This window comes from Paenibacillus alvei DSM 29 (assembly GCF_000293805.1).
GTDB classification, from domain to species: domain Bacteria; phylum Bacillota; class Bacilli; order Paenibacillales; family Paenibacillaceae; genus Paenibacillus_B; species Paenibacillus_B alvei.
Genome location: NZ_AMBZ01000001.1, coordinates 468,339 through 482,265, shown reverse-complemented (window position 1 = coordinate 482,265; position 13,927 = coordinate 468,339). Strand labels below are relative to the sequence as shown.

The following is a 13,927-nucleotide window of genomic DNA, read 5'->3' as shown; positions in this document are numbered from 1 at the left end:
AGGGTTGGGCATGATGGACAGACAAGAGCCGGCGAATGAGAGGAGAGATGCACAGCTTGCACCGTCGCCAAGACCTAAGCTTTTGTGGGTGCATGGCTGGGGGATGTCATCTTCTGTATGGTCGAGGCTCGCTAAGCTGCTTCCGGAATTTGAACATCGCTATGTATCATATGCGGGTTCCAGTTCGATTTCGTCGCTGCTTGATGCGGTTTACCGCCCTCTTTTGGAAGAACCTGACGGAGAGTGGCATGCAGTCGGCTGGTCAATGGGCGGGATGCTGCTGCTGGAGGCGCTGGCAGTTTGGCAAGCGGAAGCGGATGCTGGACAGGAGCGGATGCGGAAGGAACAAGGGGCAGGAATCAGCAGGCACATTGCTGCTGATTCCTGCCCGCCGGCTGTACGCAGCGTCATTCTGACGGGAACGACGCTGCGCTTTATTGACGACACCGGTCGGGCTGGCTGGCCAGACCGTGTCGTGCGGCGCATGCGCCGCCGATTGGCGCAAGCTGCGCCAGCGGATACACTCTGCGCATTCGCGGAGTGTATCCCATCTGCGGCGGAGCGCGCGAGCGCCGATAGCTGTCGCTGGCTGGCGCAGCACACGGCAGCTATCGGCAAGGACTTCACGCCCGCGGGGCTTGATGCGGGTTTGGCCTACTTGCAGCAGGCCGACCTGGAGCGGGCTTGGGCGCGTCTCACCGACGCGCCGGATGGTCCGCGCCTTCTCTGGCTGCATGGCGCGGACGACAGCGTATGCCCGCTTGCTGCACAGCAGCGGGCGCAAGCGGCAAGCGGCAGCCGGAACGCTGCGCGTTGCGTGGTGCTGCCGCTTGCCGGACACGCGCCGTTCGCTACGCAGACGGCGCAATGGATACAATCGGTGCGTACGTGGTGCAGCGCACCGTCTACAGATATCCCCCATTACCACCACATCAATGGGGAAGGAGGGCAGGAATGAACGGGAAGCAACAACAGGTTGAACATACCGAGCGATTTCAGGGAGCAAACGTAGACAAAAAGCTCGTACAACGGCGATTTGACAAACATGCCAAGGAGTATGACAGCTATGCCGAAGTGCAGCGTGTGATGGCGGATGAGCTTGTAGAGCAGATTCGCCGCACCGTGGAGCTCGCACCTTTGCGGGGGGCGTGTCAAGGAGCTGTGCTGTCTGCCCATAAGTCTGCTTCAAAATATGTCCCTAAATCCGCTTCAAAGTCCGTTCCAAAGTACGCTCCAAATCCTACTTATCCATCCCTTCATCCTTATCCCCAAGGCAGCCATGCGGCTGAATCGATACAGAGCGGCGGCGAAATACCTCGCACCATGCGCATCCTTGATGTAGGATGCGGGACAGGGATGCTGTCAGAGCAATTAGTGCAGGTATTCCCCAACGTAGAACTTACATTGATTGACCTCTCGCCGCGGATGCTGGAGCATGCCTGTACGAAGCTGGAACGAGCGGGAGTATCACTTGACAGGGTGTATCCCATAGCGGCAGATGTCGAGGCATGGCTCGATGAGATGCAATCACAGATGAAGAAGCCAACCTTCGATTTGATTGCATCGAGTGCCGCCTTTCAGTGGTTCAATCATCCAGCTATTACCGTCCAGCACATGCTTCGATTGCTTGCGCCTGACGGAATGCTGGCGTTTTCGACCTTTTTGCCGGGGACGGTGAAGGAACTGCATAAGTCCTTCCGTCAAGCTGAAGCTGCGCTAGGGATCCCATTTGTTCCGCGAGGCCAGTGTTATCCGAATCAGGATGATTGGGTGTCATGGCTTATGAATAGCAAAGAGTGCAACAAGGATCAAACAATCAAATGGGAGAGCAAAAGCTATTGCTGCACGTTTCCAGACGTGCATGCAGCGCTTGCGCAGGTGAGACGGGTTGGTGCTGGAAATGCGGTTCATAGCGAGCAAGGGAATGGAGCGGAGAGTGGGGACAGAAAAAAAGGAACGAGCCATCGAACATTGATGCAAGCCATGAAGCGAGCATATACCGATACCTTTCAACAGGAGAATGGCCTTATTCCGCTTACCTATGAGGTCGCTTATTGCCTTGTTCAAAAAGGCAAGGTGCTTGCGCCAATCCTGTAGGGGAGATTAAGATAACTTTTGCTGATTCCGCAAATAAAAAGTCGTGCAGCTTTGGCCGTTAAAACGGAGCGCACGACTTTTTTACTTAATGATACAAGCGTTAAAGGAATGAAGATAATGGTGTAACCTGTATCTCGCGAAGCAGCGACTCTACGTCAGCCATCCTTACCATACCTGCTGAGGGCATAAGCGCATTGGCTGTGCCGCAAGCTGCGCCAAGCTTTAACTTTTCTTCAGGAGATAAACCGCGACGATCCGCCACAACGAGACCAGCCACCATGGAATCGCCGCTGCCGACTGCATTCACGGCTTCCACACGAGGAATGGACACGCCATATAACTGTTCTTCGCAGCCAGCGAGCGCACCTCGTTCCCCTAGGGAGACAATGACATTGTCGACTCCGTTTTGCATGAGCTGCTGTACAGCACGCACAATCTCATCCTCACTGTCAGCTAGTCCGCCTGTTAGCTTCGTAACTTCATGTTCGTTCGGCTTAATCAAGTAAGGCCGACTTTGAATCCCTGCGATTAACGCATCGCCGCTTGTATCGAGAACAGGAATTGCACCCTGACCGCGAGCGATGTCGATGAGTTCTGCGTATAGGTTCGTGCCACAGCCCTTCGGCAGACTCCCCGAGAAGACAACATGTGAAGATTTTGCCGCAAGCTCCTCAATCTTGGCCTTCATCGCGTCTATTGATTCCGGGGTGATCGATGGGCCAGCCTCTAGCAGTTCCGTCTGTGTGCCTCCCGTTGGATCGATGATGTTCAGGCAGAGACGCGACTCTCCGGGAACGGAGATGAAGTCTGTTCCAATGCCTTCCTCTCGAAGCATATCCGTGATTGCCATCCCATTGTAGCCAGCTACGAAGCCTGTAGCCGTTACCATTTCTCCTAGGGCATGGATAACACGAGCGACATTGATGCCTTTGCCTCCCGCTGTTGCGAGCGTCTGGTCGACCCGATACAGCGCATTGCTGTTGAAGCCGGGAATGTAATAGGTCTTATCAATCGCTGCATTTAGGGTAACCGTTGTAATCATTTTTGTTCCTCCAATTGCCATTAGCGAACGGCGTTTGCCTTGCCGATGCATCCTGCCATTTCCATTTTGCGAATCGCCAATTCCTTTACGGCGTGTTTCGCTGGCACCATATATTTACGTGGGTCATTCTCATTTGGATTCGCTGTGAATACATCTTTGATTGCATTCGAGAAGGCGATGCGCAGCTCAGTTGCAACATTCATCTTCGCCATGCCCTGCTTCACGCAGCGCTTCACCTGCTCCTCAGGGATGCCGGAGCCGCCATGCAGAACGAGCGGTACGCCGACTTGCTTATATATTTGTTCCAACCGATCGAAGGCAATTTTCGGCTCGCCTTTGTATATACCGTGTGCAGTTCCAATGGCAGGGGCCAATGTAGGAACACCTGTAACTTCTACGAATGCAGCGCACTCCTCTGGAACAGCCAAACGCGCATCTTCTTCCTCGACGACGATGTCGTCCTCCACGCCGCCAACTTTGCCCAGTTCCGCCTCTATATTGACGCCTGCAGCGAGCGCTACTTTCACAACCTCCTGCGTGCGGCGAACATTCTCTTCATAAGGATACATCGAAGCATCGATCATGACGGACGTATAGCCTGCGCGGATGCATTGAACGAGAAGCTCATAATCCGTACAGTGATCCAAATGCAGTGCGATCGGGACAGAGGCTTGCTTCGCTGCTGTCTGAGCAGCGGCAACGATATATTCCGGTCCTAAATGCTTAACCGTTCCTACCGTCGTTTGCAAGATGAGCGGTGTATTCGTGTCCTCGGCTGCTTCTACGACCGCTTGCAGCATTTCTAGTGTATGTACATTAAATGCAGTAATTCCGAAGTCTTGTTCACGTGCAGCTTGAAGCATGGATGTAGAGCTGATAAGATGTCCCATTTCCGTAACCTCCTGCATATAAATGATTGAAACGATCATAATTATGATTTATAATTTCATTAAGTTGATTATAAGGGAGGAAATTGTGAGATGTCAAACCAACTTGATACACATACGTACCGGGAAATCAGCGAGCAAGCGGCGGCGCTCCAGGCGGCTTGGGATCAGCTGCACAATCAGAAGGATTGGGTAGATCAATATATAGGAAACGATCAATTTGAAGAGGTTATATTCATTGGTTCCGGCTCTTCCTGGTACCAGGCAATGACAATGGCGGCTACATATCGCAAGTGGACAGGGAGAAGTGCGGCTGCGCATCCATCCTCTGATCTGTTCTTGTTCCGTGAGCAGACCGTAACGCCATCGAAGAAAACTTTGCTCGTCGGGGTGTCTCGTTCTGGTGAATCCCATGAGGTTATTCTGGCGCTGGATTCAGCCAAGGACTTGACGCATTGGACAACATGCGGCATTACATGTCATCCGAACAGCAAGATGGCGCAAATGACGCCATGCCTCGTATCTCCACTAGGTGCAGAGAAGAGTACGGTTATGACGAAATCGCTCAGCAGCATGACATTTATGATGCAGGCGGCTATTGCACTTGGTGCGGGGCGCGAGAAGGAATTGGCCGAGCTGCAGGCAGTGTTGCAATCCAGCAGTGCGTTCGTTACAATGGCGGATGAAACGACATCTGCGTGGGTGAACAATCATCAATTTGAGAAAACGATATATTTGGGCATGGGGGCGCTGTATGGATTGGCTCTTGAAGCTTGTTTGAAGCTGAAGGAAATGACCTATATGTGGACAGAGGCATATGGAACTCTGGAATTCCGACACGGCCCGAAGTCGATTGTGGAGCCGGGAGCGCAGGTCGTATTGCTCTTGTCGGAATGTGCTCGTGCTTATGAGCTCAAGGTAGCGGAAGAGATGAAGCAGTACGGAGCGACGATTGTGATTGTAACGGCAAAAGCGGGAGCCGACACGGCATTCGCAGATAAGGTCATTGAGCTTGGCCATGTGGATGCGTGCGATGAAGCGCGTGCGGTGTTGTACCTGCCTTTTGTTCAATATAACGGATATTATACAGCGATCAAGCGGGGCTTGAATCCGGACGATCCGCGGAACCTGACGCAGTTTGTATCTATTTAATGTAGGCGAGTTGTTCTGGTCTGGAATTTGAGAGCCAAGGACTATAAGCAGCTGGCGCCTTTCGTTAGGATCGCGTTTCATCAAAAGAAGCAAACCCCGACACAGGTATGAATATGGAACGGATGGAGTGTAACGCATGAGTGAATCGTTATCCAAGGGTGAATTGCGGCGCCAGCAAATTTTGCAAGTGATGAAGCAGAATGGACGCATTACGATAGCAGAGATTATTGAGCAGTTCGAATGCTCAGAAGCTACAGCGCGACGGGATTTGGATTTAATGGAGCGCAAGGGGGAGCTGATTCGTACGATTGGCGGAGCATTGCTTGAGGGGCCGGGCACAGTGAGAGAGGTTTCCTTCGATGAGAAGAGACAATTGCTGTGGCTGGAGAAGGAAGCAATCGCTAGACGAGCCTTGGACTTCATTGAAGAAGGCGACAGTATTTGCTTGACCGGGGGAACAACTACATTCCTGCTTGCCCGGTTATTGAAGCAGCGTCAAGGCATTACCGTCGTGACGAACGCTGTAAATATTGCGATGGAGCTGTCAGACTGTGAAGGAATACAGGTTGTCGTGATTGGCGGCGTTATGCGCAGCAACAGTTTCGAGCTGTGCGGGCCCTTAGCGGAACGAACAATTGAGCATTTGAATATTGAAAAATTATTTATGGGCATCGATGGCTTCTCCATAACCAAGGGCATTACAACGTACTCGGAGCTGGAAGCGCAAACGGCCCGCATGCTGATGCGCCAAGCACAGCAAACCTTTGCCGTATTTGACCATACGAAGGTAGGCAAGGCCTCCTTATTTACGGTTACTTCTGTTGAAGGATTGACAGGATGCATCACTGACAGTCCGCTGCCGGACGATATGATCAGCAAATTGCTGAAAGTAGGCGTTTCTTGCTACTACGCAGAACAAAGCGAATAAGCAATGATGTCCCGTAATGAATCTCGGATTGTACATAGTAGGAGAAAAGTTGTGCATATGCAGTTTGAAACGTTATGGCGAGAACTGCGTATGAATAAAATAAGATCATAATCGACCATAAATCATGTGGTGCATTTGCGGCATTTGTGGATATAGTGGGTATATATGTAATGTAGTCATAATGAGGTGCGGACGGTATGAATTGTATCCAGAACGCACATCTTATGGATACCGCATAACTCAGCAGCCATTTGAGGAAGGTGCGAATCGACTAGATTTCACCAATAGCCCGCTCGCTTGCATCCCGCGCAGCCACCATGATACAATGGGTGTGAATTTTACACAGGAAGTTAGCGTGTTACTAGTACGACTAGGCATGAGCTAAGCGGCCGTTCACGGGGGTGAACTGCATGCTTTAGCGCATGCCTTTTTATTTTCTCATAAGAGAAATTGGCATTTTTTCAAACGTCATAACGACAAATACAATGACGGACGAAAGTTCACATGGTTAATTACAAGGAGGAACTCAATATGTTTGGTTTTGGTAAAAGAAAAGAAAATTTCCATTACAGCACCGATTACAGGTCAAGCAGTACCATTGGAGCAAGTACCGGATCCAGCATTTTCACAAAAAATTATTGGTGACGGTATTGCTATTGAGCCAACAGAGGGCGTATTCGTCTCTCCATTCGACGGTCATGTCGTGCATTTGATCGACTCTCACCATTCCTTGGTTCTTGCGCATGAGTCCGGCTTGGAATTGCTTGTTCACATCGGCGTGAACACAGTATCCTTGCAAGGTAAGCCATTTAAGCCGCATGTGAAGTCCGGTGACAAAGTGAAAAAAGGCCAAACGCTTATCGAGTTCGATATTGCACAAATTAAAGAAGCAGGTCTTCCAGTTATTACTCCGATTATTGTCGCGAACGGCGACATTGTCGCTGAGTTGAAAGCGAACACAGGCAATGTAAAAGCAGACTCCGATGAGCTGTTGGAAATTGTATTGAAATAGATTGTTTTTTAAAGAAGAAAAACGCATTCTACTACACATGAGAAGAGAGGGCATAATAATGGAAAAACAATTTACAATTAAAAACCCACAAGGTATCCATGCTCGTCCAGCGGGCGCAATCATGAAGAAAGCTGCCGAATTCGCAGGCGAGCAAATTACAATCGAATTCAACGGCCGCAAAGTAAGCGCAAAAAGCATCACGGGCGTATTGACGCTTGGTATGAAAGCTGGCGACACCGTAACCGTATCTGCGGAAGGCGAAAAGGCTGCTGAAGCAGTTGAAGCGGTAGGCGCAGTAATCGAATCCGTATTGGACTAATAGATTCAGTAAATCATTAACGCGGAAAAGGAGTGGAGGAACCGATGCTACTTCAAGGTATCCCAGCTGCATCCGGTTACGCCATCGGTCAAGCTTTCATCCTTGAACACGATACGTCCGAGGTAGAGCGCAAGCAGATTGACGATGTGCAGGCAGAAGCAACTCGTTTGCAAACAGCTGTACAGTTGGCGATGAACGAACTGGAACAGATTAAAGAAGATACTGCAAAAAAATTAGGCGAGCATCAGGCTGAAATTTTTGCTACACATATCCTTGTGTTGCAGGATGAAGAGTTTATTGGACAGGCAATTGAAAAGATTCGCAGTGAGAAAGTCAATGCAGAGTTTGCTCTATCGGAAGTGACTCAGCAGCTGGTTGACATCTTCAGCAGCATGGACAGCGAATATATGCGTGAGCGTGCGGCGGATTTCCGCGATGTAAGCAAGCGTGTATTGGGTCTGTTGTCCGGCAAGAAATCTGCTTCTCTGAATGATTTCGAAGAGGCAGTTGTGCTGTTCGCGCATGATTTGACTCCTTCCGATACAGCCCAGCTGGATCGCAGCAAGGTAGCAGGCTTCGCGACGAACATTGGCGGACGTACTTCCCACTCTGCGATTATGGCTCGTTCGATGGAGATTCCTGCAGTAGTGGGCTTGCAGGATGCTACATCTACCGTTAAGAACGGCGACATGATCATTCTCGATGGTTCTAGCGGCATTATCCTCATCAATCCAGATGCGGATACGGTTGCGACTTACCAAGAGAAGAAAATGAAGTTCGAGAAGCGTCAGGAAGAAATGAAGCTGTACAAGGACAAACCTTCAATCACAGCGGATGGTCACGAGGTTGAGCTCGTGTCGAACATCGGTAACCCGCAAGATGCGCTTGGTGCGCGCAATAACGGTGCTGAGGGTGTTGGCTTGTATCGGACGGAATTCCTCTACATGGGTCGCGACAACTTCCCATCTGAAGAGGAGCAATACAACTCTTATGTTGCCGTATGTGAAACGCTTGGTGCAGAAAAGCCTGTCGTTATCCGCACATTGGACATTGGCGGGGACAAGGAGCTGCCTTACTTGCCGCTTCCGAAGGAAATGAACCCATTCCTCGGCTACCGTGCGATTCGCTTGTGCCTGGATCGTAAAGATCTATTCAAGACACAGCTTCGTGCAATTCTTCGCGCGAGTGCGAAAGGCAATATTAAGCTGATGTATCCGATGATTTCGGCGATAAGCGAGCTCCGCGAAGCGAACGCAATCTTGGCGGAAACCCAAGCAGAGCTGGATGCAGAAGGCATTGCTTACAATAAAGAGATGGAAGTCGGCATGATGATCGAGGTTCCGGCTGCGGCAATTATTGCAGATCAGCTGGCAAAAGAAGTTGACTTCTTCTCCATCGGCACGAACGATCTCGTTCAGTACACGATGGCTGCTGACCGAATGAACGAGCAAGTATCTCACTTGACTCAGCCATTCAATCCAGCCGTTCTGCGCTTGATCAAGATGGTTATTGATGCTGCGCATAAGGAAGGTAAATGGGCCGGCATGTGCGGCGAAATGGCCGGCAACTTGAAGGCTGTTCCAATTCTGCTAGGCCTTGGCCTGGATGAGTTCAGCATGAGCGCAAGCTCTGTGCTTCCGGTACGTGTGCTGCTCAGCCGCTTGAACCGTGAAGAAATGCGCAAGCTTGCGGAAGAAGCACTGATGCTGGAGACGGCTGAAGAGATTCAAGTTCTGGTCGTTGACCGCGTATCTGCAGTTCAAGAAATGTCTATTTAAAATATAATGGATGATGCAATTGGGGGAGGATCAGATTCTCTCTTGGCTGCATCATCCTTTCCATATGTGTCTATAAAATGACAAAGAATTATTATTCTGCAATTTTCGTACATATTCGACAAAATTAGATTTATTTCGTTGACAAGGATTGTAGATTCACCTAGAATAAATGATACAGTTGACGCAGAATCGAAAACGTTTTCAAAACGCGATCTTCGATGTGCACTCTCAGGGGAAAGGAGCCTTACTTTGTCAGAACAACGTCGCTTTGAAATCGTACGGGCATTAAGCAACAATGTCGTATTGGCAAACGATGTGTTGGCGAACAAAGAAACCATTCTTATGGGTAAGGGGCTCGGCTTCGGCGCAAAGCCCGGAGGTTCGCTGGAGATGGGTGATACACGAATCGAGAAGACTTTTGCGATTGAAGATAAGCAGCATTTATCGCAATATCAAATGCTGCTCGAACAAATTGATGCAGAAGTCATTGTCGTATCGGAGAAGATTATTTCGATGGTGTCGGAGCAGTTAACGCCGGATTTAAACGAGCATATTCATCTCGCATTGCCGAGCCATATTGAATATGCGCTTTATCGTCTTCGCAACGATATTGCGATTGAGAATCCGTTTCTATGGGAAATTCGCACATTGAACCCGAAGGAATTCAAACTTGCTTCCCAAGCCGCTGAGCTGATCGGGAAGACGTTCGATGTTGTAGTACCGGAAGATGAAATTGGATTTTTGACAATCCATATCCAATCTGCCGTTGCTCATGTCCCTGTCGGGAGCTTTGTACAATACAATCATCTGTTGAAGGATTTGGTTGCTCTTATCGAACGTGAACGGAGCAGGGCCATTCCGAAGGACAGTATTGATTACTTACGGTTGATAACGCATTTGCGCTTTGCGATGGAACGCATTCGCCAAGGGGAGGCGACGAAGAACCCATTCCGAGAAAATTTGAAGGATATGGCGCCCTATGAATTCAGCGTAGCACAGAAATGTGCAGACTTAATGTCGAAGAAGCTGGAGATTGAAGTCCCCGAAGATGAAACGGCATACATCGCAATGCATTTATATCGCTTGTTCCATAAAGATTCAGAATAAAGCCATACAAGCGTGTTACTAGTTCGACTAGGCATGAGCTTGCTGAGAGACAACATCCAAGGCAATTTGGGATGTCGGCTCGTCGCAAGCTCATGCTTTTTTTATTTTCTCTAATGCGCTTTCATTTGGGCGATGGAGATGACAGGTCGAAGCATAAATCTTTGACCTTTTATCCATACTTTACTTATTCACCACAAGGAGGAACGACACATGCTAGCCTTTTTGCAAAAAATTGGTCGTGCATTGATGCTTCCGGTAGCAACTCTTCCGGCGGCGGCAATTTTACTTCGATTCGGCGCTATTGACTACGTGAAAGATTTTCACATGGGCGCTGCAGGCGAGTTTTTGAACCATTATGTAGCTCCATTTTTACTTGCAGGTGGGGATACCATCTTTAAACAATTACCGCTCATATTTGCAGTAGCCATTGCAATAGGATTAGCGGGAGATGCAGTTGCTGCATTAGCAGCTGTGCTTGCTCATATCATTCTTATGAAAATATTGGAGATCACTCCTGGTATTTTCAGTTTCATCCCAGATGACTTGAAATTGGATATGGGTGTATTAGGCGGTATATTAGCAGGATGTTTGGCTGCCTTTATGTACAACAGGTATCATAATATCAAGCTGCCTGATTGGCTAGGATTCTTTGGCGGAAAACGATTTGTTCCGATGGTAACATCCGTTTCGATTATTATTATCGGTCTTGCTTTTGCGATTGTTTGGGGTCCGGTACAACAAGCTATCGATTCATTTGGTAACTGGGTTGTTGGTTTAGGTGCAATCGGTTCTGGCGGCTTTATGCTGGCTAATCGCTTGCTTATTCCAACAGGCTTGCATCATATCCTTAACAACATTGCTTGGTTCCAACTCGGTACATTTACAGATGCCGCTGGCGAGGTCGTGAAGGGTGATATTACTCGTTTCTTCGCAGGAGACAAGTCGGCTGGTATGTTTATGACAGGTTTCTTCCCGATTATGATGTTTGCTTTGCCTGGTGCAGCACTTGCCATTATTCACACTGCACGTCCTGAAAAACGCAAAGCTGTAGCATCGATCTTTATGGGAGTTGCATTTGCTTCTTTCTTAACAGGTGTTACAGAACCGATTGAGTTTGCGTTCATGTTTGCAGCTCCAGTATTGTTCGTAGTGCATGCTGTGTTGTCCGGTATCTCCGGCGTAATTACAGCATTGTGGGGAATCAAGCACGGCTTTGGTTTCTCGGCAGGGTTTATCGACTATGCGCTGAACTTCCCGCTTGCGACTAAGCCACTGTTGCTCATTCCAATCGGTATTGCATACTTCGTTGTTTATTACTTCTTATTCCGATTCCTTATCGTGAAGCTGAACCTGAAGACACCTGGACGCGAAGTAGAGACAGAGGAGTCTAATGCGGCAACAGCCAGTGCAGCTAATAGCACGATCAAAGAAAAGGCTGTTAAGGTATTGGAAAATATAGGTGGAAAAGATAACATCATTACAAACGAAGCTTGTATTACTCGTCTTCGTCTGACGCTGAAAGATGACAGCTTGGTTAACGAGTCTGGTTTGAAAGCGTTGGGGGCAGCAGGCATTATGAGATTGGGCAAAGGCAACGTACAAGTTGTATTCGGTACCCAGTCTGAGCTCTTGAAGGAAGAAATTAAAAAGCTGTAAGTACCCTCTTGGTTGGTACATTCAAATAAGCCAGATGGCAAGGCAGAAAGCCAGCGGATTCGTTCCGCTGGCTTTTTCGTATTTCGATGAAGCAGGCAATAAAGCTGGGTGTATATCTGTTTGAGGAAACAAAGTTGATCTAAGGAAAAATATTTTCTATACTATACGTGAATCGAGCGTAAATCAAACCGCTGTTCCAGACCGAAGATAAGGAGATGGTGGAATTGGGACAAAGGAAAAGAATAGACCCGCATCGCCTGCAAGTTAGGGAGGCTGTAAGATGACGATTACGCAGCAAGCCAATATGATTAATCATTCAGCCCGTCGTAATATTTTATTGTTTTTAAAGCAGCAGGGAACAGTCGGGGTGCCCGCTATCGCGAAGCACCTTCAACTATCGGCTATAGCCGTTCGCAGGCATTTATATGCGCTGCAAAAGGGCGGGTATGTACACGCTCATTTGATTCGTCAGCAGCTAGGAAGACCTACCTATGAGTATAGTTTGACCGATAAAGCAAGCATGCTGTTCGTCAGTGCATATGATGCGCTGATCATCGATATTCTTGAGCAACTGCAGGAACAGTCCGGTGAAGATACGGTGGAGCAGCTTTTCCATTATCGCAGGCAGAAGCAAGAGAAACGGTATGCTCCGTTATTAAATCAAGCCACCTTAGAGGAACGTATCTGTGCATTGGCAGCACTACAGGACAAGGAAGGCTATATGGTTAGATGGGGCAGATGTGAGGACGGAAGCTATTGGCTGGAAGAAGCCAATTGCCCGATTTCGCAAGTTGCGGCTCAGTTCGGTTCTCCTTGCAGATGCGAGCAGTCGATGTTTGCCACGGTGCTTCATGCGGATGTCGATCGGACGGAATGCATCGTGGAAGGTGGTACGAAATGCATGTTCCGTATCGTTGAGCCAGTTCCAGGAGGACTGCTTGAGAGACCTGAACCGGATGTGTAAGGATACAGGCACCCAAGCATGAATCAATTTAGTGTAGGGTTGAAGCTTGCTGGGGAAAGGAGCATGATGATGAAGCGGAAGGGTGAACAGAAGGATGCCGGAGTTGAGACAACAGTCGGGATCAAGAGTAATGAAAGCAATAAAGATACAGAAGGTAATAAAGCTATAGAAGTTACGGATCCTTATCTGATTTCCATTGTAAATGCATTAGAGCAGTTGACAGAGTCTTGGTCTGTTAAGCTGAAGAATGGCGGCATCAAGCTTCAGCTTGCCGTTCAAATCGGCTCCAGCCTGAACGTAAGCCAACAGGAGTGGCTAATGGAGTTTCTTCAGGACTTTCATGTTCGGGATCAGGAAATGCCGAAGGTGCTGCATGCCTTTGCTGCCGAGATACCGGAATGGGCGACCCGGCAAATTCTTCAGCTTTTCCGCAAAGCAGAGCGTGTGAAGGCTGTACTAATTACTCGAAATGATGTTATGGAGCAGCTTGAACAGCGAATGAGGCAAATGGAGTATGACTTCTGGCAGGGCATGCTGCCTACAGATGAAAATGAGCTGGAGCGCGTGCTTTCAACATGGCTGCGGGAACTGGCTGCATGGGAGGAAGAGGCATCTCGTGAGAGGAATACATACAACCGAACCTATGGAGACAGCTCGCGTTCAACAGGGATCGCACCATCCGCCGGTAAGGATTTGTCCTTTCATACGCTAATTGGTGTCCCTGAAGAAGCGGATGCGAAGCAGGTGAGGAAGCAGTCCCGCAAGCTGCTGCGGGTGCTGCATCCCGATCACGGCGGGAGCGCGTATTTGTTCACATGGGTAAAGGAAGCATACGACATGTATCAAGCAAGCCGGCTTCGTCGAGAAAGTCACACTGTACGATGATAAAGAAGAAGCGCCCCGACCTGTGATTATTGCATTGGTTGGGGCGCTGTGCTATAACGGATCTGTTTTAGATGATAGAGATAGCTCTTTGTTTATTCGT

Annotated in this window: 13 protein-coding genes; 11 read left to right on the top strand and 2 right to left on the bottom strand. The window is 48.9% G+C overall.

Annotated features, from left to right (window positions below):
* Positions 1 to 10 precede the first annotated feature (10 nt).
* Positions 11 to 958: an alpha/beta fold hydrolase gene (locus PAV_RS02300; RefSeq protein WP_157266549.1), complete on the top strand. Its 948-nt coding sequence runs from the start codon at positions 11 to 13 to the stop codon at positions 956 to 958.
* The gene (locus PAV_RS32080) at positions 955 to 2,097 is read left to right on the top strand and encodes a methyltransferase domain-containing protein (protein ID WP_005543244.1); all 1,143 of its coding nucleotides are present in this window, start codon (positions 955 to 957) and stop codon (positions 2,095 to 2,097) included. The genes PAV_RS02300 and PAV_RS32080 overlap by 4 nt, the downstream gene beginning before the upstream one ends.
* A gap of 100 nt (positions 2,098 to 2,197) precedes the next feature.
* On the opposite strand, the gene pfkB is transcribed toward PAV_RS32080, so the two are convergent.
* Positions 2,198 to 3,139, bottom strand: coding sequence for a 1-phosphofructokinase (gene pfkB / locus PAV_RS02290; protein ID WP_005543243.1), 942 nt, complete (start codon positions 3,137 to 3,139; stop codon positions 2,198 to 2,200).
* A 20-nt stretch (positions 3,140 to 3,159) separates the two neighbouring features.
* Positions 3,160 to 4,029 (bottom strand): class II fructose-bisphosphate aldolase, encoded by an 870-nt coding sequence (locus tag PAV_RS02285; protein ID WP_005543242.1) that lies wholly within the window; start codon positions 4,027 to 4,029, stop codon positions 3,160 to 3,162.
* 90 nt (positions 4,030 to 4,119) lie between these two features.
* On the opposite strand from PAV_RS02285, the gene PAV_RS02280 reads away from it, so the two are divergent.
* The 9 genes from PAV_RS02280 (at position 4,120) to PAV_RS02240 (ending at position 13,827) form a co-directional block, all read left to right on the top strand.
* A complete protein-coding gene (locus PAV_RS02280; protein WP_005543241.1) occupies positions 4,120 to 5,178 on the top strand; it encodes an SIS domain-containing protein in 1,059 nt (352 codons plus the stop codon).
* 136 nt (positions 5,179 to 5,314) lie between these two features.
* Positions 5,315 to 6,106, top strand: coding sequence for a DeoR/GlpR family DNA-binding transcription regulator (locus tag PAV_RS02275; protein ID WP_005543240.1), 792 nt, complete (start codon positions 5,315 to 5,317; stop codon positions 6,104 to 6,106).
* Positions 6,107 to 6,641: 535 nt separating this feature from the next.
* Positions 6,642 to 7,118, top strand: coding sequence for a PTS sugar transporter subunit IIA (locus PAV_RS02270; protein ID WP_005543239.1), 477 nt, complete (start codon positions 6,642 to 6,644; stop codon positions 7,116 to 7,118).
* Positions 7,119 to 7,176: 58 nt separating this feature from the next.
* The gene (locus PAV_RS02265; RefSeq protein WP_005543238.1) at positions 7,177 to 7,437 is read left to right on the top strand and encodes an HPr family phosphocarrier protein; all 261 of its coding nucleotides are present in this window, start codon (positions 7,177 to 7,179) and stop codon (positions 7,435 to 7,437) included.
* Positions 7,438 to 7,481: 44 nt separating this feature from the next.
* The gene (ptsP, locus tag PAV_RS02260) at positions 7,482 to 9,215 is read left to right on the top strand and encodes a phosphoenolpyruvate--protein phosphotransferase (protein ID WP_005543237.1); all 1,734 of its coding nucleotides are present in this window, start codon (positions 7,482 to 7,484) and stop codon (positions 9,213 to 9,215) included.
* A 249-nt stretch (positions 9,216 to 9,464) separates the two neighbouring features.
* Positions 9,465 to 10,322, top strand: coding sequence for a glucose PTS transporter transcription antiterminator GlcT (gene glcT / locus PAV_RS02255; RefSeq protein WP_005543236.1), 858 nt, complete (start codon positions 9,465 to 9,467; stop codon positions 10,320 to 10,322).
* 210 nt (positions 10,323 to 10,532) lie between these two features.
* Positions 10,533 to 11,978, top strand: coding sequence for a PTS transporter subunit EIIC (locus PAV_RS02250; RefSeq protein ID WP_005543235.1), 1,446 nt, complete (start codon positions 10,533 to 10,535; stop codon positions 11,976 to 11,978).
* A gap of 280 nt (positions 11,979 to 12,258) precedes the next feature.
* Positions 12,259 to 12,942, top strand: coding sequence for a helix-turn-helix transcriptional regulator (locus PAV_RS02245; RefSeq protein ID WP_005543234.1), 684 nt, complete (start codon positions 12,259 to 12,261; stop codon positions 12,940 to 12,942).
* 18 nt (positions 12,943 to 12,960) lie between these two features.
* Positions 12,961 to 13,827: a J domain-containing protein gene (locus PAV_RS02240; protein WP_157266547.1), complete on the top strand. Its 867-nt coding sequence runs from the start codon at positions 12,961 to 12,963 to the stop codon at positions 13,825 to 13,827.
* The last annotated feature ends 100 nt before the right edge of the window (positions 13,828 to 13,927 follow it).

What these genes read in the sequence shown, in the direction of transcription:
- PAV_RS02300 (WP_157266549.1), top strand. Translation starts at nt 11, where the DNA reads ATGATGGACAGACAAGAGCCGGCGAATGAGAGGAGAGATGCACAGCTT.
- PAV_RS32080 (WP_005543244.1), top strand. Translation starts at nt 955, where the DNA reads ATGAACGGGAAGCAACAACAGGTTGAACATACCGAGCGATTTCAGGGA.
- pfkB (WP_005543243.1), bottom strand. Translation starts at nt 3,139, where the DNA reads ATGATTACAACGGTTACCCTAAATGCAGCGATTGATAAGACCTATTAC.
- PAV_RS02285 (WP_005543242.1), bottom strand. Translation starts at nt 4,029, where the DNA reads ATGGGACATCTTATCAGCTCTACATCCATGCTTCAAGCTGCACGTGAA.
- PAV_RS02280 (WP_005543241.1), top strand. Translation starts at nt 4,120, where the DNA reads ATGTCAAACCAACTTGATACACATACGTACCGGGAAATCAGCGAGCAA.
- PAV_RS02275 (WP_005543240.1), top strand. Translation starts at nt 5,315, where the DNA reads ATGAGTGAATCGTTATCCAAGGGTGAATTGCGGCGCCAGCAAATTTTG.
- PAV_RS02265 (WP_005543238.1), top strand. Translation starts at nt 7,177, where the DNA reads ATGGAAAAACAATTTACAATTAAAAACCCACAAGGTATCCATGCTCGT.
- ptsP (WP_005543237.1), top strand. Translation starts at nt 7,482, where the DNA reads ATGCTACTTCAAGGTATCCCAGCTGCATCCGGTTACGCCATCGGTCAA.
- PAV_RS02250 (WP_005543235.1), top strand. Translation starts at nt 10,533, where the DNA reads ATGCTAGCCTTTTTGCAAAAAATTGGTCGTGCATTGATGCTTCCGGTA.
- PAV_RS02245 (WP_005543234.1), top strand. Translation starts at nt 12,259, where the DNA reads ATGACGATTACGCAGCAAGCCAATATGATTAATCATTCAGCCCGTCGT.
- PAV_RS02240 (WP_157266547.1), top strand. Translation starts at nt 12,961, where the DNA reads ATGAATCAATTTAGTGTAGGGTTGAAGCTTGCTGGGGAAAGGAGCATG.